Source organism: Methylotenera sp. G11 (assembly GCF_000799735.1).
GTDB lineage: Bacteria > Pseudomonadota > Gammaproteobacteria > Burkholderiales > Methylophilaceae > Methylotenera.
Genome location: NZ_JUHH01000001.1, coordinates 2,521,964 through 2,545,099 on the forward strand (window position 1 = coordinate 2,521,964; position 23,136 = coordinate 2,545,099).

General features: G+C 51.6%; 26 protein-coding genes and 1 pseudogene. 14 read left to right on the plus strand and 13 right to left on the minus strand.

The window, feature by feature from the left end:
* Nucleotides 1–26: 26 nt before the first annotated feature.
* The 6 genes from GQ51_RS11810 to GQ51_RS11835 all read left to right on the plus strand — a co-directional run bounded on the left by GQ51_RS11810 (nt 27) and on the right by GQ51_RS11835 (nt 6,253).
* The gene (locus GQ51_RS11810) at nt 27–1,037 is read left to right on the plus strand and encodes an aminoglycoside phosphotransferase family protein (protein WP_047553296.1); all 1,011 of its coding nucleotides are present in this window, start codon (nt 27–29) and stop codon (nt 1,035–1,037) included.
* Nucleotides 1,037–1,714: an N-acetylmuramate alpha-1-phosphate uridylyltransferase MurU gene (gene murU, locus GQ51_RS11815; protein ID WP_047553298.1), complete on the plus strand. Its 678-nt coding sequence runs from the start codon at nt 1,037–1,039 to the stop codon at nt 1,712–1,714. Before GQ51_RS11810 ends, murU begins: the two co-directional genes overlap by 1 nt.
* A 46-nt stretch (nt 1,715–1,760) precedes the next feature.
* Nucleotides 1,761–3,086, plus strand: a complete 1,326-nt coding sequence (locus GQ51_RS11820) for an aminopeptidase P N-terminal domain-containing protein (RefSeq protein WP_047553301.1) — start codon at nt 1,761–1,763, stop codon at nt 3,084–3,086.
* Nucleotides 3,086–4,249 (plus strand): FAD-dependent monooxygenase, encoded by a 1,164-nt coding sequence (locus GQ51_RS11825; RefSeq protein ID WP_047553305.1) that lies wholly within the window; start codon nt 3,086–3,088, stop codon nt 4,247–4,249. The genes GQ51_RS11820 and GQ51_RS11825 overlap by 1 nt, the downstream gene beginning before the upstream one ends.
* An 8-nt stretch (nt 4,250–4,257) precedes the next feature.
* Complete coding sequence (locus GQ51_RS11830) at nt 4,258–5,466, plus strand: FAD-dependent monooxygenase (RefSeq protein WP_235276221.1); 1,209 nt, start codon at nt 4,258–4,260, stop codon at nt 5,464–5,466.
* 67 nt (nt 5,467–5,533) lie between these two features.
* A complete protein-coding gene (locus tag GQ51_RS11835; RefSeq protein WP_047553312.1) occupies nt 5,534–6,253 on the plus strand; it encodes a DsbC family protein in 720 nt (239 codons plus the stop codon).
* Between the two features lie 117 nt (nt 6,254–6,370).
* Here the strand turns inward: GQ51_RS11835 and GQ51_RS11840 are convergent, their stop codons facing one another.
* Both GQ51_RS11840 and pilB read right to left on the minus strand, forming a co-directional pair.
* Complete coding sequence (locus GQ51_RS11840; RefSeq protein ID WP_047553314.1) at nt 6,371–7,600, minus strand: type II secretion system F family protein; 1,230 nt, start codon at nt 7,598–7,600, stop codon at nt 6,371–6,373.
* 65 nt (nt 7,601–7,665) lie between these two features.
* Nucleotides 7,666–9,384, minus strand: coding sequence for a type IV-A pilus assembly ATPase PilB (gene pilB / locus GQ51_RS11845; RefSeq protein ID WP_047553316.1), 1,719 nt, complete (start codon nt 9,382–9,384; stop codon nt 7,666–7,668).
* 356 nt (nt 9,385–9,740) lie between these two features.
* Here pilB and GQ51_RS11850 point away from each other — a divergent pair, with 356 nt between their 5' ends.
* Entirely contained in the window at nt 9,741–9,944 is a 204-nt protein-coding gene (locus tag GQ51_RS11850; protein WP_015831543.1) for a cold-shock protein, read from the plus strand.
* A 117-nt stretch (nt 9,945–10,061) separates the two neighbouring features.
* Here GQ51_RS11850 and icd read toward each other — a convergent pair whose 3' ends face one another.
* Nucleotides 10,062–11,315 (minus strand): NADP-dependent isocitrate dehydrogenase, encoded by a 1,254-nt coding sequence (gene icd, locus GQ51_RS11855; RefSeq protein ID WP_047553319.1) that lies wholly within the window; start codon nt 11,313–11,315, stop codon nt 10,062–10,064.
* 15 nt (nt 11,316–11,330) lie between these two features.
* On the opposite strand from icd, the gene GQ51_RS11860 reads away from it, so the two are divergent.
* The 5 genes from GQ51_RS11860 to GQ51_RS11880 all read left to right on the plus strand — a co-directional run bounded on the left by GQ51_RS11860 (nt 11,331) and on the right by GQ51_RS11880 (nt 15,697).
* The gene (locus GQ51_RS11860; protein WP_047553321.1) at nt 11,331–11,879 is read left to right on the plus strand and encodes a pseudouridine synthase; all 549 of its coding nucleotides are present in this window, start codon (nt 11,331–11,333) and stop codon (nt 11,877–11,879) included.
* A 2-nt stretch (nt 11,880–11,881) separates the two neighbouring features.
* Complete coding sequence (locus GQ51_RS11865) at nt 11,882–12,589, plus strand: type 1 glutamine amidotransferase (RefSeq protein ID WP_047553324.1); 708 nt, start codon at nt 11,882–11,884, stop codon at nt 12,587–12,589.
* A gap of 50 nt (nt 12,590–12,639) precedes the next feature.
* A complete protein-coding gene (gene aroC, locus GQ51_RS11870; protein ID WP_047553327.1) occupies nt 12,640–13,728 on the plus strand; it encodes a chorismate synthase in 1,089 nt (362 codons plus the stop codon).
* A gap of 155 nt (nt 13,729–13,883) precedes the next feature.
* On the plus strand, nt 13,884–15,056 hold the full coding sequence (locus GQ51_RS11875) for an MFS transporter (RefSeq protein ID WP_047553329.1): 1,173 nt from the start codon (nt 13,884–13,886) through the stop codon (nt 15,054–15,056).
* Nucleotides 15,053–15,697 (plus strand): retropepsin-like aspartic protease family protein, encoded by a 645-nt coding sequence (locus tag GQ51_RS11880; protein WP_047553332.1) that lies wholly within the window; start codon nt 15,053–15,055, stop codon nt 15,695–15,697. The genes GQ51_RS11875 and GQ51_RS11880 overlap by 4 nt, the downstream gene beginning before the upstream one ends.
* 66 nt (nt 15,698–15,763) lie before the next feature.
* On the opposite strand, the gene folE2 is transcribed toward GQ51_RS11880, so the two are convergent.
* Genes folE2 through GQ51_RS11905 form a run of 5 tightly spaced genes read right to left on the minus strand, consistent with a single transcriptional unit; the run spans nt 15,764 to nt 20,352 of the window.
* The gene (folE2, locus tag GQ51_RS11885; protein WP_047553335.1) at nt 15,764–16,570 is read right to left on the minus strand and encodes a GTP cyclohydrolase FolE2; all 807 of its coding nucleotides are present in this window, start codon (nt 16,568–16,570) and stop codon (nt 15,764–15,766) included.
* Between the two features lie 43 nt (nt 16,571–16,613).
* Nucleotides 16,614–18,467 (minus strand): 1-deoxy-D-xylulose-5-phosphate synthase, encoded by a 1,854-nt coding sequence (gene dxs / locus GQ51_RS11890; RefSeq protein WP_047553338.1) that lies wholly within the window; start codon nt 18,465–18,467, stop codon nt 16,614–16,616.
* A 24-nt stretch (nt 18,468–18,491) separates the two neighbouring features.
* Complete coding sequence (locus GQ51_RS11895) at nt 18,492–19,388, minus strand: polyprenyl synthetase family protein (protein ID WP_047553341.1); 897 nt, start codon at nt 19,386–19,388, stop codon at nt 18,492–18,494.
* A gap of 6 nt (nt 19,389–19,394) precedes the next feature.
* Complete coding sequence (locus tag GQ51_RS11900) at nt 19,395–19,694, minus strand: exodeoxyribonuclease VII small subunit (protein ID WP_442922106.1); 300 nt, start codon at nt 19,692–19,694, stop codon at nt 19,395–19,397.
* Nucleotides 19,695–19,734: 40 nt separating this feature from the next.
* A complete protein-coding gene (locus GQ51_RS11905) occupies nt 19,735–20,352 on the minus strand; it encodes an alpha/beta hydrolase (protein ID WP_235276222.1) in 618 nt (205 codons plus the stop codon).
* 311 nt (nt 20,353–20,663) lie between these two features.
* Between GQ51_RS11905 and GQ51_RS11910 the strand changes: the two genes are divergently transcribed.
* Together GQ51_RS11910 and GQ51_RS12625 are read left to right on the plus strand one after the other, a co-directional pair.
* Entirely contained in the window at nt 20,664–20,918 is a 255-nt protein-coding gene (locus GQ51_RS11910) for a hypothetical protein (RefSeq protein ID WP_047553345.1), read from the plus strand.
* Between the two features lie 19 nt (nt 20,919–20,937).
* On the plus strand, nt 20,938–21,069 hold the full coding sequence (locus tag GQ51_RS12625; RefSeq protein WP_268746840.1) for a hypothetical protein: 132 nt from the start codon (nt 20,938–20,940) through the stop codon (nt 21,067–21,069).
* Nucleotides 21,070–21,097: 28 nt separating this feature from the next.
* Here the strand turns inward: GQ51_RS12625 and GQ51_RS11915 are convergent, their stop codons facing one another.
* The 5 genes and pseudogenes from GQ51_RS11915 to GQ51_RS11940 all read right to left on the minus strand — a co-directional run.
* Nucleotides 21,098–21,295 (minus strand): hypothetical protein, encoded by a 198-nt coding sequence (locus tag GQ51_RS11915; RefSeq protein ID WP_235276223.1) that lies wholly within the window; start codon nt 21,293–21,295, stop codon nt 21,098–21,100.
* A 123-nt stretch (nt 21,296–21,418) separates the two neighbouring features.
* Nucleotides 21,419–21,880, minus strand: coding sequence for an O-antigen ligase family protein (locus GQ51_RS11920; protein WP_160280015.1), 462 nt, complete (start codon nt 21,878–21,880; stop codon nt 21,419–21,421).
* Between the two features lie 440 nt (nt 21,881–22,320).
* Nucleotides 22,321–22,506 (minus strand): hypothetical protein, encoded by a 186-nt coding sequence (locus tag GQ51_RS11930; protein ID WP_047553362.1) that lies wholly within the window; start codon nt 22,504–22,506, stop codon nt 22,321–22,323.
* Nucleotides 22,507–22,623: 117 nt separating this feature from the next.
* The gene (locus GQ51_RS11935) at nt 22,624–22,809 is read right to left on the minus strand and encodes a hypothetical protein (protein ID WP_047553365.1); all 186 of its coding nucleotides are present in this window, start codon (nt 22,807–22,809) and stop codon (nt 22,624–22,626) included.
* Nucleotides 22,797–23,136: pseudogene (locus GQ51_RS11940) on the minus strand (hypothetical protein); the annotation flags it as partial. The gene GQ51_RS11935 and the pseudogene GQ51_RS11940, both read right to left, overlap by 13 nt.

Consider the following 23,136-nt stretch of genomic DNA (forward strand, 5'->3'; position numbering starts at 1 on the left):
AAATATATAAGATTTGGGATTTTGTTGTGAATAACCTCCATACCGACGACCGGCACTCAGCGCTTGATGCGTGGTTGAAAAATGTATTGCAGCATTCGGAATTCAAGCTGACCACAGCCTCTGCCGATGCAAGTTTCAGACGTTACTTCAGGGTACACCTGGCAGATAAAACCTTGATCGCCATGGATGCACCGCCTCCGCATGAAAACTGTGAGCCATTTGTCCGTATCGCCAGGCTGTTCGCCGATGCCGGCATGCATGTGCCTGAAGTGATCGCACAGGACCTGGCACAGGGTTTTTTACTGCTGAGCGACCTGGGAGATGTGACATACCTGAGTCAGCTTAATGATGCAACGGCCCCGGCTTTGTACCACGATGCCAATAGCGCCCTGATCAGGCTGCAGGTGGCTAGCAAGCCCGGCGTGCTGCCGGATTATGACGAAGCCCTGCTGACGCGTGAAATGCAGCTGCTGCCGGACTGGTATATTGCAAAGCACCTGAATGTAACGCTGGATGACAGACAGCAGGAGGTGCTGCAAAAGACTTTTGCCTTGCTTAACCGCAATATCCTGTCGCAGGGCCAGGTGTATGTGCATCGCGATTACCACTCACGCAACCTTATGGTGTGTGAAGATAATCCGGGCGTGCTTGATTTTCAGGATGCGGTTTTTGGTGCGATTACCTATGACCTGGTATCGCTGCTCAGGGATGCCTATATCAGCTGGGATGAAGAAATGATCATTGATTGGCTGGTGCGTTACTGGCAGGCCGCAAAGAAACAGAACCTGCCGGTACCGGAAGATTTCAGCGAGTTCTACCGGGATTTTGAATATATGGGCGCACAGCGCCATATCAAGGTGCTGGGTATATTCGCACGGCTTTACCATCGCGATGGCAAGCAGGGCTATTTGAAAGACATGCCGCTGGTGATGCACTACCTGCGCAGGGTGTGTGAACGTTATATCGAATTAAAACCGCTGCTGCGCTTGCTGGATACGCTTGAAAACAAACAGGCGCAGGTAGGGTACACCTTCTGATGAAAGCCATGATTCTGGCGGCTGGCCGCGGTGAGCGCATGCGCCCGCTGACGGACCATACGCCGAAACCTTTGCTCATGGTGGGTGGCAAACCCCTGATTACATGGCATCTGGAGCGCCTGGCTGCGGCTGGTTTTAAGGATGTGGTGGTTAATCATGCCCACTTGGGCGAGCAGATTGAAACTAAGCTCGGCAACGGCAGTCAATGGGGTTTGCGCATTCACTATTCGCCCGAAAAAACAGCGCTGGAAACTGCCGGCGGTATTGCCAATGCATTGCCTTTGTTAGGCGATGCGCCATTTCTGGTCGTGAACGGCGATGTATTCACCGATATTGATTTTGGCGCTTTAAGGCTGGCTCCGCCTGACCTGGCGCATCTGGTGATGGTGGATAACCCGCCCCAGCACGCAACTGGTGATTTCAGCCTGCACAATGGGAAATTAAGCGCGGAAGGCGCAGTGAAATTGACATTTTCCGGCGTAGGTATCTATCAGCCCAGCCTGTTTGCAGGTATCGTGCGGGGTGAGGCTGCCAGGCTGGCACCCCTGCTCAAGGCTGCGATGGTGGATAGGCGCGTGAGTGGAGTGCATCACCGGGGACAATGGCACGATATTGGTACCCCTGAACGATTGCAGGCCCTTGATAGCTGGTTGTTAAGTGGAGAATCAGCCGTTTGATCAGTAAGTACGGCAGTTAATCAATGAGTACGTCAGAAATCATATTATGAATTTATCGGATATCACTGAATTTAAAAAACGCCGTCAGGCTTTGATGCAGCGCATGCAGGCAGGTATTGCCGTCATCCCGACCGCACCGGAAGCGGTCCGTAACCGTGATAGCCATTACGCCTACCGTTTTGACAGCTACTTTTACTACCTCACCGGCTTTAAAGAGCCTGAGGCTGTGCTGGTGCTGCTCGCGGAGGACGCGAATAAAGGCCGGCCCGCCAGAAGTATTCTATTCTGCCGTGATAAGGATATCGAACGCGAGATCTGGGATGGCTTCCGTTTTGGCCCTGCCGCTGCTGTTACCGAGTTTGGTTTTGATGAGGCGTATTCCATTGCGCAGATGGATGACATGCTGCCCAAGCTGCTGGCGAGTCAGCAAACCTTGTTTTACAGCCTGGGGGCGGATGCCGCATGGGATGCAAAAGTGACCGGCTGGCTGAATCAGGTGAAAGCGCAGGTGCGTACCGGGGTGAGTGCTCCCGATGATGTTGCGGATGTACGCAAACTGCTGGATGAGATGCGCCTGTTCAAGTCTCCGGCCGAACAGGCGCTGATGCGACGCTCTGCCGGCATTGCCGCCAGTGCGCACAGGCGTGCCATGCAGAAAGTGCATGCTGGGAAGATTGAATATGAGATCGAGGCGGAATTCCTGCATGAGTTTTATCGTTTTGGTGCGCAGGCGCCGGCTTATACCAGTATCGTTGCGGGTGGCGCCAATGCCTGCACGCTGCATTACAACGCCAACAATGCCAGGTTGAATGATGGTGACCTGCTGCTGATCGATGCCGGCTGCGAGCTGGATGGCTATGCTTCTGATATTACGCGAACTTTTCCTGTCAACGGCAAGTTCAGCGCCGTGCAGAAAGATGTCTATGAACTGGTGCTGGCGGCACAGGCCGCGGCGATTGCAAAAGTGAGCCCGCAAAGCCATTGGAATGTGCCGCACGAAGCGGCGCTGGATGTGCTGGTGCAGGGGTTTATTGATTTTGGCTGGTGCCGGGGCAGTAAAGATGCCGTGCTGGAGAGCGGTGCCTATCGCCAGTTCTATATGCACCGTACCGGACACTGGCTGGGGCTGGATGTGCATGACGCAGGTGAGTACAAGGATAAGCACGGTGATTGGCGCATGCTGGAAACCGATATGGTGCTGACCGTGGAACCAGGCTGCTACATCCGTCCGGCAGAAAACGTACCGGAGCATTTCTGGAACATTGGCATCCGCATTGAGGATGATGTGGTGGTGACGGCTAACGGCTGTGAGGTCATTACGATGGATGCGCCCAAGACTGTGGCGGATATTGAAAGTGTGATGGCGCAATAATGTGCGGAAATAGAGACATCGTCATTATAGGTGGTGGGCCGGTCGGCATGGTGCTTTCGCTGCTGCTGGCAAAACAGGGTATCGGCAGTACTGTACTCGAGGCACGCAGGCTGGGTGCGGCAAATCAGGATGCGCGGGCGCTGGCGCTGTCTTACGGTACGCGGCGCATTCTCGAAAAGCTGGATGTGTGGCAGGCATTGGTGCCCCATGCCACTGCAATCAACAAGATACACGTGTCACAGAAAGGCAGTATCGGGCGCAGCCTGCTGCAGGCTGAGGATTACCGGCAGGAAGCCTTGGGCTATGTGCTGTCTTACGGCGCCTTGTGCAAGGTGTTGAGTGCGCAGGTATCAGGTTCTCCGCTGATTCATTTGATCGATGAGGCCCAGGCCGAATCGATCACGCGTGACGCCGCCTGCGCCGCTGTTCGCTACCGGCGGCATGATGCATTGCACGAGTTGCAAAGCGCGCTGCTTGTATTGGCGGATGGCGGACGTAGCCTGGAAGAGGTCGCCGGCCTCAAGCGCGATACCAAAGAATATGGTCATGATGCACTCATTACCAAAGTCAGTGCTGAGCTGCCTCATGATAATATCGCCTATGAACGGTTCACGCCCAACGGGCCAATGGCTTTGCTGCCTAACGGCGAACGCGATTTCTCACTGGTGTGGACTGGAGAAAAATCACGTATTGCACCCTTGCTGGAATTAAGCGATGCCGAGTTCCTGGCGCAGTTCCATGCTGAATTCGGTGACAGGGTCGGTCGCTTTTTAAGCGTGGAAAAGCGCATGACCTTCCCGCTGAAGCTGTCTCAATTGCAGTCAAGCGACACGCCGCATCTGGTGGTTGTCGGCAATGCGGCGCAGACCATGCACCCGGTGGCGGGGCAAGGCTTTAATGTTGGCTTGCGCGATGCCGAAATGCTGGCCTGGCATATTGGCAATACGCCGGGAGCCTTGGGTGGCAGTGAGATGCTGGCTGCATACCGCGCTAGCCGTAAAACCGATACCAGGCATGGCCTGCTATTTACGGATTTCCTGGTGAATATTTTTTCCAATGATATTTTAGGGGTGTCGGCATTAAGAAGCGCCGGCATCGGTATGTTTGACCTGGCTAAGCCGGTCAAGCGCTTTCTGGTCAGAAAAATGAGTTTTGGTAAATGAGTGAAGGCATGCTGAAAACTGATATCACCATCGTCGGCGCCGGCCTGGTTGGCTTGTCGGCTGCGGTGGCCATGCGCAATGCCGGCTATGAGGTCGTGCTGGTCGACCGGCAGCTGCATGGCGCTGACAATACCCTGCCGGAAGGTGACGCAGACTGGGATCAGCGTATTTATGCGATCAGCCCGAAGAATGCGCAGTGGTTAAACGATCTGGGTGTCTGGTCGTTGCTGGATAGTACCCGCATCGGAGAGATGCATGCGATGGAAATATGGGGTGATGCCGGCGCGCAGCCATTATCATTGCTTGCCGAAGATGTGAATGCGGATGATCTGGGCTTCATTATAGAAGAGCGGGCTTTGAAAAAAGCGCTGATGCGGCAGGTGGAAGTGCGTGGTGTCCGTACTTTGTTCGGCAATCCATGTGCAGCTTTAAATATGGCACCAGGCCAGGCCCGGCTGCAATTGGACAACGGGCAGGTCATCGAAAGTGCATTGCTGGTCGCAGCCGATGGCGTGCATTCCTGGGTGCGGCAGCAGCTTGGAATCGCTGTCGAACAGAAGGATTATCGGCAGACTGCGATCGTTGCGAATTTCATTACGGAAAAACCACACGGCAATATTGCCCGGCAGTGGTTCCGGCAAGATGGCGCCGACGCCGATGCTGGCGGGCATTGCGGTATTCTCGCGTGGCTGCCGCTGCCGGGCAATAAAATATCTATCGTATGGTCGGCGCCAGCCCGGTATGCTGATACATTAATGCAGTTGGACGATGCGGCGTTTACCAGTGAAGTGATGTGTGCCGGTAACGCTGCATTAGGCCGTCTGACCATGATGGGTGCGCCAGCCGCTTTTCCGCTGGCGCTGAAGAAAGCCGTGGCTGTGGTTCAGGGAAACGTGGTGCTGGCAGGCGATGCAGCGCATCGTATACACCCGATGGCAGGACAGGGCGTTAACCTGGGTTTCCGTGATATTGTTGACCTGGTGGGGGTGTTGTCTGGCCGTCATTCCTTGCAGCCGATCTATGACGACAGCTTGCTGAAGCGCTATACGCGCGCAAGGAAAGCAGATCTATCAAATATGCTGATGCTTACCAATGGTTTGTATCACTTGTTTGAGAGCCAGAACCCTGTAGTGAGAACAGTAAGGAACTGGGGTCTGTCTGCGACCAACCGGCAGGCGATCAAGAAAGAACTGGTTAAACAGGCAATAGCGCTTTAATCTCTGCAATTACGCAATTTGCAGCTCGGATGGATAGGCTTAACAGTAATTATATAAAGGAAATTGAATGTTAAAAAAAATAGTCAGCATTGCTTTGCTTAGCGCACTGACAACCTTTGCCATGGCTGATGAAGCTAGTGTGAAAAAGGCTGTGGAGAGTGCATACCCAAAATTCAAAGTGGATAAAGTCACGAAAACGCCTTATGCAGGTTTGTATGAAGTGTTTATGGGTGGCCAGATTATCTATACCGATGAGAAGCTGACCTTTTTAATTGCAGAAGGCCGCCTGGTTGACCCGAAGACAAAGAAAGACATCACGGGTGAGCGTCTCGATGAGTTGACCAGAATTGACTTTAACAGTTTGCCGCTGGATCAGGCGATCAAAGTGGTGAAAGGGGATGGCAGCCGTAAGCTGGTTGTGTTTTCAGATGTTGACTGCCCATACTGCAAACGTCTGGAACGTAATGAGCTTTCCAATATTACAGACGTAACCGTTTATACATTCCTGTATCCGATTGAACAGTTGCATCCCGATGCCGCTAATAAATCCAAGCTGATCTGGTGTGCAAGCAACCGTGCCAAAGCCTGGGAAAACTGGATTTTGAAAGATCAGCTGCCAAGTGCGGCAGGTAATTGTGAAGTGCCATTGGAAAAAGTGGGGCAACTGGCAAGAAAAGCCGGGGTTAACAGTACGCCGACTTTGTTTTTTGCCGACGGTAAACGCATGCTGGGCGCGCAGCCTTATAAGGAAATCGAGCGTATGCTGAACGCCGCCGCTAAAAAGTAAAGTGCCGGAAAATAAAGTTCTGGCTGATGCGCTGTAGCCAGTGTGCTGTAAAACTGGCTGCAAATAAAAAAACGACCGTAAAAGGTCGTTTTTTATTTGGCTTGAGATGCGATTCTGTTAGCCGCCGCCGCTGACCACTTCCCCCAGCTTGAAGATCGGCAGGTACAGTGCAACGACCAGGCCGCCAATCAGCGTACCCAGTACCACCATGATGACAGGCTCCATCAGGCTCGACAGCGCATCCACGGCATCGTCAACTTCCGCTTCATAGAAGTCGGCAACTTTACCTAGCATGGAGTCCAGAGCACCGGATTCTTCGCCGATGGCAGTCATTTGCAGCACCATGTTCGGAAAAACGCTGCTGTTCTGCATGGCCACCGTGAGGCTGGTACCGGTGCTGATCTCGCTTTGTATCTTCTTTGTCGCATCGTGATAGACCATGTTGCCGGAAGCCCCGGCTACAGAATCCAGCGCTTCTACTAATGGAACGCCAGCGGAGAACATGGTTGCCAGCGTGCGTGAAAACCTTGCGATAGTGGCTTTCCGGATGAGTTCGCCAAATACGGGTATCTTGAGGATCAGCCTGTCCATGGTTGCCTGCATGGCAATGGAGCGTTTCCACGTGTAAAAGAAAAACCAGATACCGAATCCGATGGAGCCAAAGATTGCCCACCACCATTGCACAAAACCGTCAGATATTGCCATCACGACCAGCGTCGGGCCCGGCAGATCAGCACCAAAGCTGCTGAATAGTTCCTTAAATGCAGGTACTACAAAGATCATGATCACAGCTGTAATGATAAATGCAACGACTACGATTGAGATCGGGTAAAAAAGCGCCGATTTGATTTTTGATTTAATCGCGAGGATTTTTTCTTTGTAGGTGGCTAGCCTGTCCAGTAATGTATCCAGAATACCTGCCTGTTCGCCGGCACCGATCAGGTTGCAGAATAACTGGTCGAAATAGAGCGGATATTTGCGGAAGGCAGTACTCAGGCTGCTGCCGGTTTCAACATCAGCTTTGATGTCGAGCAGGAGTTTTGCCACGGCCGGGTTGCTGTGGCCTTTGCCTACAATATCAAAAGACTGCAGCAAAGGGACGCCGGATTTCATCATGGTTGCCAGCTGGCGTGTAAACAGCGTGATGTCTTTTTCGCTGACTTTGCCTTTGCCGCCAAAACTGCTTTGCTTTTTAATTTTTGTGACGGTGATGCCCTGGCGCCGCAAGGTGGAGTTCACCAGGGTCTCGCTGGCAGCTTTCATTTCACCTTTGGTGACTTTGCCTTTTTTGTCCTTACCTTCCCAGGCGTAGGTGATTTCTTTTGTAGCTTTAGGATTGGCTGCCATGATGATTTCCTATGCGGGTCATTTCGCGCTTTGAGTTATATTTATTTTTATTGAAAGTTGGAAAACTATTCATTGGTACAAGCTTCAACTTCCTCGATTGAGGTTAATCCTTGTATCACTTTTAATACGCCGGAACGGCGTAAATCGTTTACACCCTCTGATTTCGCCTGGTCTGCAATATCATGCGCCGTGCCGTTTTTCATGATGATGCGGCTGATGGCATCGGTCACGGGCATCACCTGGTAAATGCCGACCCGCCCCTTGTAGCCGGAGTTACACATGCTGCAGCCATCCGGGTTATGCCCATATAACTGCCATTCTTCATTAAAGTCTTCCTCAATGAATCCTACACTTAATAGTGCTTCTTTGGGGACGGATAATGGAATCTTGCAATGTTTGCACAGGCGTCTTGCCAGGCGCTGTGCCGTAATCAGTGAAACGGCAGAGGCGATGTTGAACGGGGCAACCCCCATGTTGAGCAGGCGGGTAAGCGTAGATGGCGCGTCATTGGTGTGCAGGGTGGAAAGCACCATATGGCCGGTGGATGCAGCTTTGATAGCCATATCTGCAGTTTCCAGATCGCGGATCTCACCGATCATGATAATGTCAGGATCCTGGCGCAGGAAAGATTTCAGCGCCGCGGCAAAGGTCAGCCCCTGCTTATCGTTCACGTTAACCTGATTAATGCCCGCCAGCGGGATTTCGCAAGGGTCTTCTGCCGTGGAAATGTTCACGCCGGGGTTATTCAGAATGTTAAGGCAGGTGTAAAGCGAAACCGTCTTGCCGGAGCCGGTCGGGCCCGTTACCAGCACCAGGCCGTATGGACGGCTGACAGCATGCAGCAGGCGCTCTTTCTGGATAGGTTCATAGCCCAGCGCTTCAATGCCGAGGGTGGCGCTGCTCGGATCGAGAATACGCATGACGATTTTCTCACCGTTAATGAGCGGCAAAGTGCTCACCCGGAAATCAATCGTGCGTGACTTGGATAAAACCAGCTTCATGCGGCCATCCTGGGGGATACGTTTCTCAGAGATGTCCATGCTTGAAATGACTTTAATGCGGGATGCCAGTTTTTCTTTAATGGCAAGGGGGGGCTGGGTTATTTCGCGCAGTATGCCGTCAACGCGGTAGCGCACGCGGTAGAACTTCTCATAGGGTTCAAAGTGTAAATCCGATGCCCCCATGTTAATGGCATCCAGCAGCATTTTATTGAGGAACTTTACGACCGGTGCATCATCAACTTCTGATTCAACCGGAGCTTCTTCAAGCGGCGCGTTGTCTTCACCGAAGCCAAAATCGCCATCATCGACATCGAGCGATTTCAGGGTTTTGTCGCTGGATTCCACAATCCTGTCAATCATGCGTCCAAGTTTGTCATCCTCAACAACGATCGGGGATACGTTCATTCCCATCTGGAATTGAACGCTGTCAAGGGCGTGTATGTTTGTCGGATCGGAAACGGCGACGAAAAGCAGGTTGTTGCGTGTATGCAAAGCCATCACGCGATTGCTTTGCATTAACTTGTTGTCAATTTTTTTCGGGGGTAAATAATCCAGGTTAAATGCATCCAGATTGAGATACGGAAACCCGAATGCTTTCGCGGCAGTTTCAGCGATGATAAGCGGGCTGAGTTTTTTGCTTTGAATCGCCTGTGAAATAAACGGGGTTTTAGTGCTGCGGGCTTGGTCTTCAATTGCCTTTGCTTCATCCTCGGAAAGCAGTTTTTCCTGAATCAAAGTGCGAGCAAGGCCACTTAATTTGGTTTGTGAAATTACAGATGCCATATTTAAAGTTAAGTGTAAATTAGCCGGGAGCTTTTTTAATTATTTTTTTATTGAATGAATAATGCACTCTACACTATTCTTTGTAAAGACTTTAAACATACTGATGCCTGATAAATTTGGTGTTTTCCCGATTGATGACCACAGTGCCGGCAAAGTGCTATGAAGATAATCGTTTAATTTAAATTTTGTTGGCTGAGTAAAAGGGCTTGACATCTCAGAAAAACCAACTTATAAATATGGTTAGGTGTTTGAATTCGAGTTTTTTGTAGCCTGCTTTAATTTTAGTTACTGCGACTTCTGTTCTTGAGGCAAACTTTTTGGGGCGCCCCCCTTTGTATTATGTAAGGATGTATGAGATGGCAACAGGTACCGTAAAATGGTTTAACGATTCTAAAGGTTTTGGTTTTATTACCCCAGATGATGGTGGTGACGATTTGTTCGCGCACTTCTCTGCAATCGTGGAATCCGGTTACAAAAGCCTTAAAGAAGGTCAACGCGTAAGCTTTGATTTGACTGAAGGGCCAAAGGGTAAACAAGCTTCAAATATTCAAAAGGCTTAAGCCTGAACATATTTGGGTTGATTGCCTTAGGGTGATTAACTTAAATTCAAACGGCACATAAAATTAATATTTTATGTGCCGTTTTTTTATTTCCGTTGTGTATGGCTATGCCCGAGCTTACATGTTGGCGATAATCTCATCGCCGAACTCTGAGGTGCCGACCTGAGTTGCACCTTCCATCTGCGAAGAAAAATCGCTGGTGACGCGTTTTGCCACGATTGCATTGGCAACGCCTTTCAACACCAGGTCAGCTGCTTCTGTCCAGCCTAAGTGGCGCAGCATCATTTCTGCGGAAAGAATCAGTGAGCTTGGGTTGGCAATATTTTTGCCGGCAATTTTCGGTGCCGTGCCGTGCGTGGCTTCGAACATGGCAACCGTGTCGCTCAGGTTTGCACCTGGCGCAATGCCGATGCCGCCAACCTGTGCCGCCAGCGCGTCACTCATGTAGTCACCGTTCAGGTTAAGCGTTGCAACTACGTCATAGTCTTGCGGGTGCAGCAGGATTTCCTGCAGGAAAGCATCCGCAATACAGTCTTTGATGACGATGCCATTCGGCAGTTTGCACCATGGGCCGCCGTCGATCTCGACTGCGCCGAACTCCTGTTTGGCGACTTCATAACCCCAATCCCTGAATCCGCCTTCAGTGAATTTCATGATGTTGCCTTTGTGGGCAATGGTGACTGATTTGCGGTTGTTATCAATGGCGTACTGGATTGCTTTGCGCACCAGGCGCTTGCTGCCGTCAATCGATACCGGTTTGATGCCGATTGCAGATGATTCCGGGAAGCGGATTTTTTTGCGCACGCCCATATCGCTTAAAAAGTTGATGACTTTTTCCACTTCATCGGTGCCGGCAGCCCATTCAATGCCGGCGTAGATGTCTTCCGTGTTTTCACGGAAAATCACCATGTCGGTTTTTTCAGGATGTTTCACCGGGCTGGGCACGCCTGTGAAGTATTGCACCGGGCGCAGGCAGACATAAAGGTCAAGTTCCTGGCGCAAGGTTACATTGAGCGAGCGAATGCCGCCGCCAACCGGCGTGGTCAGCGGGCCTTTGATTGACACCACATAATCGCGCACGGCCTGCATGGTTTCATTCGGCAGCCATGTATCTTTGCCGTCCTGGTCTTTACCGTATACTTTCACGGCTTTTTCGCCGGCGTACACTTCCATCCAGGAGATTTTACGTGTGCCGTTGTAGGCTTTATTTACGGCAGTATCTACGACCTTGATCATAGGTGGGGTAATATCGAACCCTATGCCATCGCCTTCAATAAATGGGATAATCGGATGGTTAGGCACATTAAGTGAATTATCTGCATTGACAGTAATTTTTTCACCGGTGGCTGGTTTTACAATTTTAGAAGTCATTCAATATTTCCTAAGATGATAATTTTATTCAATAAACCTTTTAACGTCGTGTGCCAGTTCAGTGCGCATGACCCTAAAAACGGAAAAGAAGGGCACGCCACGTTAAAAGACTTTATTCCGATTCCTGATGTCTATGCAGCCGGACGTTTAGATACGGATTCAGAAGGATTGCTTATTTTAACCGATGATGGTGCATTGCAGCATCGTTTAAGTCACCCTAAACATAAAGAATTTAAAACTTATTGGGTGCAGGTTGAAGGCGCGCCGACAGATGCTGATTTGCAGCCATTGCGAACCGGGGTTGATCTGGGGGATTTTTTTACCCAGCCTGCCGCTGTGAAAATCATTGCGGAGCCGCAGGATTTATGGCCGAGAAACCCGCCTATACGCGAACGCAAGGCGATACCGACTACGTGGCTGGAAATCCGGATATCCGAAGGCAAAAACCGTCAGGTACGTCGCATGACTGCAAAAGTCGGGTTTCCGACTTTGCGTCTGATTCGTTATGCGATAGGCAATCATACGATTGATAATATTGAACTTGGGAAATATAAGGTGTTGTAATAATGAAACCAGTAGTTATTTTTAGGCATGTTGCGGTAGAAGGCCCCGGTTATCTGGCAACTTTTTTAGACACCCACGGTATTCCATGGCAGCTAGTTAAAGTAGATGAGGGCGATGCTATCCCTGAGACTATCAGTGCGTTTAGCGGCATGGTGCTCATGGGCGGGCCGATGAGCGTGAACGATGATCTGCCGTGGATACCGCCGCTGCTGGATTTGATTCGTGAGGCCGTTGCAGCGGATATTCCGGTATTGGGGCATTGCCTGGGCGGGCAGTTGATGAGCAAAGCATTAGGTGCCGCGGTCACGCTTAACCCGGTCAAGGAAATTGGCTGGGGTGCGCTTGCGGTCAGCAGGAACGAGGCCGCGGCACATTGGTTTGGCGACATGGAAAGTTTTAACGGTTTTCACTGGCATGGCGAGACTTTCAGCCTGCCGCTTAATGCAGTGCATCTTTTATCCAGCCGCTATTGTGATAACCAGGCTTATGCAGTTGGCAAACACCTGGCGTTCCAGTGCCATATCGAAATGACGCCCGAAATGGTGGAAAGCTGGTGCGATGCAGGCGCCGATGAACTAAAACTCGCTGCTGCGAGTCCAGCGGTGCAGGCTCCCGCTGATATCATGCAGAACCTGCCTTTGCATTGTTTCTTCTTGAATAAGGTGGCAAATCAGGTGTATACGCAATGGATTAAGGGGCTGGCAAATTAATCCAGTCGCTTGCTATGTTAAAATTGCCTAAATTTCATTGAGATCGCATTATGTCCGGTAACACGCTTGGTAAACTTTTTACTTTTACTTCATTTGGTGAGTCGCACGGTGCCGCAATCGGCGGCGTAGTCGACGGATGCCCGCCAGGACTTTCGCTCACGGCAGAAGACCTGCAAGTCGACCTTGATCGCCGTAAACCCGGCACTTCCCGCCATGTTACCCAGCGCCAGGAGGCCGATGCTGTCGAGATTCTTTCCGGCGTGTTCGAGGGTAAGACGACAGGAGCGCCGATTGGCCTGCTGATCCGCAATACTGACCAGCGCTCACAGGATTACAGCAAGATCATGGATACCTTCCGTCCCGGGCATGCGGATTATACGTATACGCAGAAATACGGCGTAAGGGATTATCGCGGCGGCGGACGGTCAAGTGCGCGTGAAACCGCAGTACGGGTCGCTGCCGGGGCCATTGCAAAGAAATGGCTCAAAGAGCGTTTTGGGGTGACGGTTCGCGGCTACATGAGCCAGTTGGGTGAGATTGAAATCCCTTTCGGCAGCTGGGATGTGGTGAACAGCAACCCGTTTTTCTCTTCCAATACCGCGGTACTGCCGGAGCTGGAAGCCTATCTGGATAATATCCGTGCGGAACGTGACTCGGTCGGTGCGCGCATTACCGTGGTGGCAGAAGGCGTGCCCGTCGGTTGGGGCGAGCCGATCTTTGACCGGCTGGACGCGGAAATTGCCTATGCCATGATGAGCATCAATGCAGTCAAAGGTGTGGAAATCGGTGAAGGTTTTGCCGCCGTTGCGCAGCGTGGCAGCGTACACTCGGACGAAATGACGCCGCAGGGCTTTGTTTCCAACCATGCCGGCGGTATTCTTGGCGGCATTTCTACGGGTCAGGAAATCCGCGTCAATGTTGCGTTAAAGCCGACTTCAAGTATTCCGCAGGAGCGCCGTTCTATCGACAAGCACGGTGATGCGGTCATGATGCAGACAACCGGCCGCCACGATCCATGCGTGGGCGTGCGGGCAACGCCCATTGTGGAGGCGATGCTGGCGATGGTGCTCATGGATCATGCCTTACGCCACCGTGCACAGAATGCCGATGTGGATTGCAGCACCCCTAAGATATTTTAATGGCTATTAAGCCAGACAGTATTATTTGACAAAGCGCTTCCGGTATTAAAAAGCCGGTGATAACCTGAGGTGGTTTTTTAATTGGCTGCGCAATCAATGAGGCCGGCTCAAGCCGGCTTTTTTATTGAAGCTACGCGTCACAAAAACAGATTGATATGCACACACAACTCCATCATCGGCTGTCCCGGTTCTATTTCATCTACTATTTCTTCGTGGGTGCTTTCGTACCGTATTGGGGGCTGTATCTGCAATCGGAACAGTTCTCGGCTGCGGACATCGGTATCCTGATGTCTTTATTCCAGATCAGCCGTATTTTCGCCCCCAATTTCTGGGGCTGGCTGGCAGATCACACCGGTAAACGTGCACAATGGATCAGGCTGACTGCACTATTGGGCTTGTGCGGTTTTATTGCGGTGTTCTGGGCGCACGGTTTTTTCTGGATGTTTTTCGTGATGGCGGCGCTGAGCCTGTTTACCAGTTCCACCCTGCCATTGGCTGAGTCGCTGACGCTGGCGCACCTTGCTACGACTAACGGCTACTATAGCCGCATCCGCATGTGGGGTTCGCTGGGTTTTATCGTGGCTGCCGTGGTGCTGGGCTACCTGATCGATATAAGCGGAATTGCCAGCCTGCTATGGTTCCTGCTGATCGTGCAGGTCAGCCTTTTTGCGCTGTCTTTTACGTTACCTGAGCCTAAAGTGGCACCGCATGAACATGACCATTTCTCGATCTGGCAGGTCATCAGGCAGCCGAATGTCATCGCTTTGCTGGTTGGGTGTTCGCTGATGGTGACGGCACATGGCGTGCTGTATAACTTTTACTCAATCTATTTAAGCGAGCATGGATATAGCAAAGGTGTGATCGGGCTGTTGTGGTCGGTCGGTGTGGTCTGTGAAATCGCTATTTTCATGCTGATGCCAAAAATCATGGCGCGCTTCAGTCTGAAAGCTATCCTGCTCACCAGCCTGATGCTGGCCGTGATCCGGTTTGCTGTAATTGGGGTTGCAGTGGATAGCCTGTGGGTCATCATTCTGGCGCAGACATTGCATGCGGCAACGTTCGGCAGCTTTCATGCGGCTTCTGTTGAAGTGATCACCCAGTTTTTCAAAGGCCGGCACCAAGCAAAAGGCCAGGCAATCTATAATAGCGTGGCTTATGGCGTAGGTGGTGCCATCGGCGGCATTGCCGGCGGTTACTCGCTGCAATACTTCGGCGGACAGCAGACCTTTGTTTTCGCGGCGGCTTTTCCTTTGCTTGGGCTGGCCGTGATCGGCTTTGGCCTGAAACTCAGCAAAAAGAACCAGATTTCCGGAGGCATGTTTGGATGAATCGGTATAGTGTTTTAATCATGGCGGCCTTGCTCTTAAGCGGCAATGTTTCTGCGGAGACACAAGTGAATATTGTGGGCTTGTTCAGCAATATGGCGGTGGTGATGGTGAACGGCGGCAAGCCAAAAACACTGAGTGCAGGTCAATCTATTGATGGTGTTAAATTACTGGCAGCAGATAGCCAGTCTGCAACCTTGCTGATCGAAGGGAAAACTAAAAGGCTGGGGATGGGGCAGGCATTGTCCATGGGGGATAGCTCCGCTTCCGGCAGCCCCAGCGTGACGCTGTATGCAGATGCGCAGGGGCATTTCTTGTCTGAATGCAAGATTAACGGAGCGCCATTAAGGTTTTTGCTTGATACCGGCGCTACGACCGTTGCCCTCAATAGCGGGGATGCTAAATTTGCAAAAATTGATTATAAGCGCGGCGAGCCCGTACAGGTTTCCACTGCGAACGGGGTAGTAACTGCGTACCGTGTCACGATTTCCAATCTTCAGATTGGCGGCATTACGCTTAACCAGGTGCAGGGCAGCGTGCTGGAGGGCGGATCACCTTCCGTGGTGCTGCTGGGGATGAGTGCGCTTAACCGGCTGGATATGAAGCGCCAGGACATCATGATGACGCTGACCAAGAAGTATTGACTGGCAACTGTAAATAAAAAGCCACTGTTCCCAGTGGCTTTTTGTATTTACTGCCTTAGCAGCAGCTTAGTGTTTGCGTTTGTCTTTTTCAATCAGCGCATAGGCCGAGTGATTGTGAATAGACTCGAAATTCTCGGATTCGACAATGTAGGCGTCGATACGTTTTTCTGCATTGAGCTGGGCGGCAACGTCACGCACCATATCTTCTACAAATTTAGGATTATCGTAAGCGCGCTCAGTCACGAATTTTTCATCAGGGCGTTTCAGCAAGCCATACAGCTCACAGGATGCCTGCTTCTCTACCAGGTCGATAATGTCCTCGATCCAGATAAAGTCATTGATGAGAGCGGTCACGGTGACATGTGAACGCTGGTTGTGCGCACCGTAACTGGAGATCTTTTTGCTGCATGGGCACAGGCTGGTGACCGGCACCAGTACTTTTACCGTAATGTCGTATTTGCCCTGGTGTATTTCGCCTATGAACGTGACTTCATAATCAAGCAGGCTTTTCACTCCGGAGATAGGCGCTGCTTTGTTGACGAAATATGGGAAAGTCATTTCAACATGGCCTGATTCAGCTTCCAGGCGCGTTACCATCTCACGCAGGATCGCCTGGAACGATTCGACGGAAATCGCATGCTCGTTCATGTTGAGGATCTCAACAAAACGCGACATGTGTGTGCCTTTGAAGTGCTGTGGCAGGTGTACGTACATATTGAACACTGCGACTGTGTGCTGTTCGCCGCCGGATTTATCTTTAACGACAACCGGATGGCGTATGGCTTTGATACCAACCTTGTCAATGGCTAGGTGGCGCGTATCAGCGGTGTTCTGTACGTCTTCAATAGGGCTTTGCGGTTTTGTTTGGCTCATTGTTTTGACTTGATCACTTTTTAGATAATAGTTGAGTATAACACTAGGTTATTAACTTCGCAATTGCGTCAGCAATACCTTGACTGTCTAGACCGCATTCGCTCAGCATAGTTTCATGCACGCCATGCTCAATGAACTGGTCAGGCAGGCCGAGGCAGAGTGTCCTGACTGGCTGGGATATATCTTTCTGCATGGTTTGCAAGGCTTCCATCACAGCAGAACCAGCCCCCCCCATGATGCAGTTTTCTTCCACGGTCACAATGTAAGCATGTGTGTTAGCCAGTTGTTTGATCAGTTCTGTGTCGATAGGTTTTACAAAACGCATATCGGCAACGGTCGCCCCTGTGGTTTCTGCCGCTTGCAACGCCGGTGCGAGCATGGAGCCAAATGCCAGGATGGCGACTTTTTCACCGTTCCTTGCGACCCGGCCTTTGCCGATTTCAATCGGGGTCAACGCTCTTTCGATAGGTGCACCGGTGCCGCTGCCCCGTGGATAACGCACTGCCGAAACCCCCTGGTATTGAAAACCTGTGGTCAGCATTTTCCTGCATTCGTCCTCGTTGCTTGGTGTCATGATGACGATATTCGGAATGCAGCGCAGATAGGCAAGGTCAAAGCTGCCTGCATGTGTGGGGCCGTCGGCGCCGACCAGGCCGGCCCGGTCTATTGCGAGCAGCACCGGCAGGTTTTGCAGGGCGATGTCGTGTATCAGCTGGTCATAAGCGCGCTGCAGGAATGTACTGTAAATCGCGACCACAGGCTTTAATCCGTCACATGCCATGCCAGCGGCAAAGGTGAGTGCATGCTGTTCAGCAATGCCCACATCAAAGTAGCGGTCAGGGTAAGCACCGGCAAAGGCATTCAGTCCTGAGCCATCGCACATGGCCGGCGTGATGCCAACCAGGCGCTGGTCTGCCGCTGCCATATCTACAAGCCACTCACCGAACACCTCGGTATAGGTTTTGACCGTACTTGCATTGATTGCATTGCCGTTGGCCGGGTCAAACTTGCCTACCCCGTGGAATTTATTCGGGTTGTCTTCCGCGGGTTCGAATCCCTTGCCTTTCTGCGTGACAATATGCAGGAACTGCGGTCCGTTAAGCTCTTTGATATTGTGCAGGGTATCAATCAGTGCATTGAGGTCATGGCCGTCAATGGGGCCGATATAGTTAAAGCCGAACTCTTCAAATAATGTGCCCGGCATGACCATGCCCTTAACGTGCTCTTCAGCACGTTTGGCAAACTCCATCATCGGCGGTACTGCCGATAAAACCTTCTTGCCGGATTTTCTTACTGTGCCATAAAAGCGGCTGGATAACAGTTTGGCAAGGTATTTGTTAAGCGCGCCTACATTGTTGGAAATACTCATGTCGTTATCATTGAGTATCACGAGCAGGTTGGCATCCATGCTCCCTGCATTGTTAAGCGCTTCAAATGCCATGCCGGCAGTCATTGCACCGTCGCCGATAATGGCGACAGAGCGCCGCCCGCTACCCGTTTTCTGGGCGGTTACCGCCATGCCTAAAGCGGCTGAGATCGAGGTGCTTGAGTGCCCGGTACCGAAAGTGTCATACACGCTTTCATCACGGCGCGGAAAGCCGGCAATCCCTTGCGGTTTGCGTAAGCTTTGCATTTTGTCACGGCGCCCCGTGAGAATTTTGTGCGGGTAAGTCTGATGCCCGACATCCCAGACCAGTTTGTCATCCGGCGTGTTAAACACGTAATGCAATGCGATAGTCAGTTCTACCACGCCCAGGTTTGAGGCGAGGTGCCCGCCGGTTCTTGCAACACTTTCAATCAGGAATAAACGTAATTCCTGGGCGAGCTGCGCAAGCTGCCTGCGATCCAGCTGGCGAAGTTGCTGAGGGTAGTCTATGGTGTCGAGTAGCGAAGTCACAAGTGGGGTGGTGGTTAAATGTTATTAAAAACTGCGTTGTGTAATGAAGCCTGCCAGCTCGCGCAAGCGTAAAGCCCTGTCGCCAAAGGGAGCCAGCGCTGAAATTGCCGTCGTGTGCAGCTGTCTGGCGAGGTCTTTGGCAACCTCCAGGCCTAAGATTGTGACATAGGTGGGCTTGTTGCTGTCGGCATCTTTGCCTGCGGTTTTACCCAGCGTAGCGGTATCAGCCTCGGCATCCAGAATATCGTCTATGACCTGGAATGCAAGGCCGATGTTTTCGGCATAGGCATGAACGGCTGATACCTGCTCAAGCGTGCCATTTGCTGCGCCCAGCAGTGCCGCTGCCTGAATGACTGCCCCTGTTTTCAGCTGGTGCATGTCTTCAAGCTCCTGCTGTGCAAGCGCTTTGCCTACGGAGTCCAGGTCAATCGCCTGGCCGCCAGCCATGCCGGTGGAGCCGGCAGCTTTTGCCAGAATGTTCAGCATGCTGATCTGCTGATTGGCATTTGCACAAAGCTGGGGTGTCGATAGCACATCGAACGCCAGGCTTTGCAGGGCATCCCCCACCAGCAAGGCGGTAGCATCGTCATATTGCTTATGGCAGCTTGGTTTCCCGCGGCGTAAGTCGTCGTCGTCCATGCATGGCATGTCGTCATGGACCAGCGAGTAGGCGTGAATGAGTTCAACCGCAGCGGCAGCGGCATCAGCCACCTCGATTTCCGTGTTGCAGAGTTCCGCAGCTGCATAGCAAAGCAGCGCGCGCACGCGTTTTCCGCCGCCAAGGGCGCTATAGCGCATCGCGCTGTGCAATTTGCGGGGCTCACGGCTATCTGGCGGCAGTGCCTCATCAAGCACTTCTTCTATGCGGGCCTGTTTTGCTTTCGCCCAGGCTGGAAAATCCGGTGCAGTGTTATCAGTCATGCTTGCTTATTCGTTTTCAGGGTTGAGCGGGATCAGTTGCTGGCGGTCATTGAGTATCCTGACTTGTTGTTCAACGTCGGCCAGGGATTTCTGGCAGAATTCAAGCAGTGCGTTGCCGCGTTTGTATGCCGTGAGTGAGTCCTCCAGGGACATTTGCCCGGATTCCATCTGGGCAACGATCCGTTCCAGCTCACTGAAAGCCTGCTCGTAACTGACGGTAGGTGCGAGTTCCCCCGGTGAAGCAGGGCTGGCTGGTTGTTCATTTTTAGAAGCGGGCATAACGCTGGATGTTTTATGGTTGGTCAAGTCGTTATTCTATCAAATCTTGGGACAAACCTTGAGGCAATTATGATGATAAAACTTGCTTTAAAAATGCCTGAATGTCTGCGATCTCTGCGGCGCATACGGAGTGGGCCATACGGTACTCATGCCAATTGACGAAATATTGACGACTCTGTAGCAAATCGCGCGAGAGTTTACTCATGTCCAGGCTGATGACATCATCAAAAATGCCGTGAGCCATGAATATCGGCGTGTTCTGGTTGGCCACACTGACTTCTGCTGCCAGTTTTGAATGCAGCGGCAGATAGGTGGATAGTGCCAATATGGCGGCCAGTTTATGCGGGTACCTGAGCACCGTATGCAGTGCGATGGCGCCTCCCTGTGAAAATCCGGCGACAATGATGCGTTCATGCGGAATGCCGCGGCTGACTTCAGTTTGAATCAATGTGTCGATATAACGCTGGCTGGCCTTGATTCCCGCCTCATCTTCCTCGTGCACCGGTATCACGCCGTAAATGTCATACCACGCCGGCATGACATAGCCGTTGTTGCGCGTCACTGCCATTTCAGGCGCATGCGGCAGGATGAATCGCACATTGGGCAAGGCGTCAGGCTGCAAGAGCTGTCTGGCGACGGGTTCAAAGTCATAGCCGTCGGCACCCAGGCCATGAAGCCAGATCACACTGGCATCAATTTTGCTGTGGATTGTATGGGGTTCGTTAATTCCAGCGGGGCGGTGTAGTTCATTTTCTGTAATGGCTGAGTTGGTTAAGCGGTACCTTGGCGGCAATCAATACGATACACGAATTATAACGGTGGGGATGCAATAAGAAACAACATTAATGCATGACGTAAATGGTCAGTTCCGGACCGGGAACTGACAACTTGTGAAACATGCAGTCAGAAAAACATGCAATCAGTAAATATGTAAGTCAGATTCCGGATAATCAACATTGCGTTTGCTGTGAAAATGATAGGGTTAACTTAAATTTTATGAATCTTATTGATAAAACCTTGCTGGATTTTCTTGAGCCGCTGGCAAAATTGTCATCTGACCGTAAGCAGGAGCTTGCGGATGTCTGTTTTATAGAAACCGTTGCTAAAGGCATTAATCCCCTGCGCATGAATGTAACGCAGGCATCACAGCTGATTTACCTCACCAAAGGCGATCTTGGGCTGTGCTTTCAGGATGACAGGAAGCTGATATTGCGCGGCGGCTCTCCGGCAGCCAAGCATTCCGATCAATAACGGGCATCAGATCAAGCATGTGGTTGCATTGACGGAAGTCGAGATTCTACGCGCAGACACCGATCTGCTGGACATCATGCTGATGTGGGATCAGCTGTCAGGCATGAGGCCTGTTGCCGCGCGACCGGCCGCATCCGGTTTGTTCACCTAGCGTATCAGGGTCTGCGGTTTATTTAAACTCAAGCCAGATCCGGGGCCCAGCGCCGTGTAGCCCATGGAGAATCTTTGTCGGCGCCAGCCGCATTTTGCAGTATTTCAGGCAAGGTCGACCAGACTAAGGTAATCAGTACGATGCCGGCAAAGAATGGATGCAACAAGCATTTTCTTTTAACCGTGACGGTTTCAGCTGCATTGCCTTCGGCATAAAAAGCGATCATTAATCCGATGAATGTAAACATCATTACCTGGCTGATCGGCATGACAATCACGCGTCCACCAGCGAATAAGCCGCATTCGTGACGGCAGTGAACAAGAGCGCAATGGTTAAATGGCGATCTTGATTATTCTGGGATTGCAGTCTGCTGATATTGAATCTTTTCAGCCAGCAGTACAGGCCGTAAGCTGTGATGGTGAGCAGTAATAAAGCCGCCGGCAGCCCGAATTCGGCGCCAGTTGCAGCACGCTGTTATGCGGGTGTGCGCTGATGGGCTATGCCATGCAAATTGCATAGGGCCAATGCCCAGGAGCGGATGCTCCTGGATCAAGCGCAGTGCCTGGCCCCATAGCGCAATGCGGTCGCTGGTGGTATCCCTTACAACCGTTCCCGTGACGACAGCGAATCCTCTTAGGAATGGAATCAGTTCGAATAATATCTGGTAGCTTAAGAATCGCGCCGTGATGTGCATCAGTTGCAAACGGATAAACGGCCAGGCCAGCTTCCTGTAAATGCATGCGGTAATCAATATGCCGACGATCCAGGCCAGCAGCACACCGCGTGAAGCCGAGTGAACAGCAATACCCACCACGCAACCATGCCAAATGCAGGCAGTAGCGTGCGCGCTTGCTGTTCAAGTCGATGGTAAGCAAAGCAGCGCCAGCAGCCCTAAAGTCCATAGCTGATACTGGTTAAAGAATCGGATGTTGTTAAAGCCTGTAATGGGGGCAGGCCAGACTACCGGGTTTTGAAAGTGATCGCGGTGAAGTAACCCACATAAAATGCAATCATGGATAAGCAGGATGCCGCCCCAGAGGATATACGTAAGACGCTTGATAAGCTGCGCACTATTCTCATGGTATAAACGTGCGACAAATGCAGCCAGGCAGGCCAGGCGGCAAACAGGCTGGTTTCAATCAAGCGTGCCGTGGTGAGGCTGCTGCATAGGATGAAATAACCGCCAATGCTGCCAGTATATAAAATGCATAACGCGTAATTTTACCAATGGGGCGCTATCCGCGGTTGTTCTCAGGCAATGCTTTCCATCAGCACCAGGCTGACCAGCAATAACTCGATCAGGCGCTGGCTGTCATGCAGGCTCATGGCAGTCAGCGCCTGCGGGATGACCTTCAGGCTGGGGGAGATGCCTATCAGCGCAATGAAGAATGAGAGAACCAGAAACTTTAATGTGTTGGATATCGTGAAACGGTGCATGGTTTACTCATAAAGGTTTGAAAGCGGATAGTACTTGGCAAGGATACGGCGGGAATGCCCGTTACAAAATCCATGTGCTGGAAATGCGCTATATAGGGCCTGTCATGTCGGTATCGATTAATCAGGCTTGATTCCGGTTGATAACGCAGGGTCTACCTCGGTCAGCACTTCAAGTAGCTTTGCGCGGTATGGTGCAGGCATGGATTCTGCGATAGTTTTCAAGTTGGCCGGGTATACCATCAAAGTGCGTTTCAGCAGGTTTCTTGCGTTAAGGTCTTCACCTTTCAGTTTCAGTAATGCCACCTGCTGGTAGCAGATTTTGCTGAAAGGCCTGAAGTCGATCGCAGACTGGTTGAGCGCAATCTGCTGTTGATGTCGCCGTGTTCCATATCCGCGGAAACTGCGTACATCAGCTCTGCGTATGGAGAAAGCAATGTGTAGCGATATATCCAGTCCAGGTCGCTTTTTTGCTTGGCGGTGTCAGTGTTTAGCGGTTGGTATAAGACGTGCTGCAGCTTGCTGTGCGCAGCCAGCATGGTGCCGAGGTTGAGCGTTCCGAGCGCCAGCACTATCGCCAGGCCGCCGCGTGTGAGTTTGGCCATGGTTTGGGCAGGTATTGCAGGGATGTTG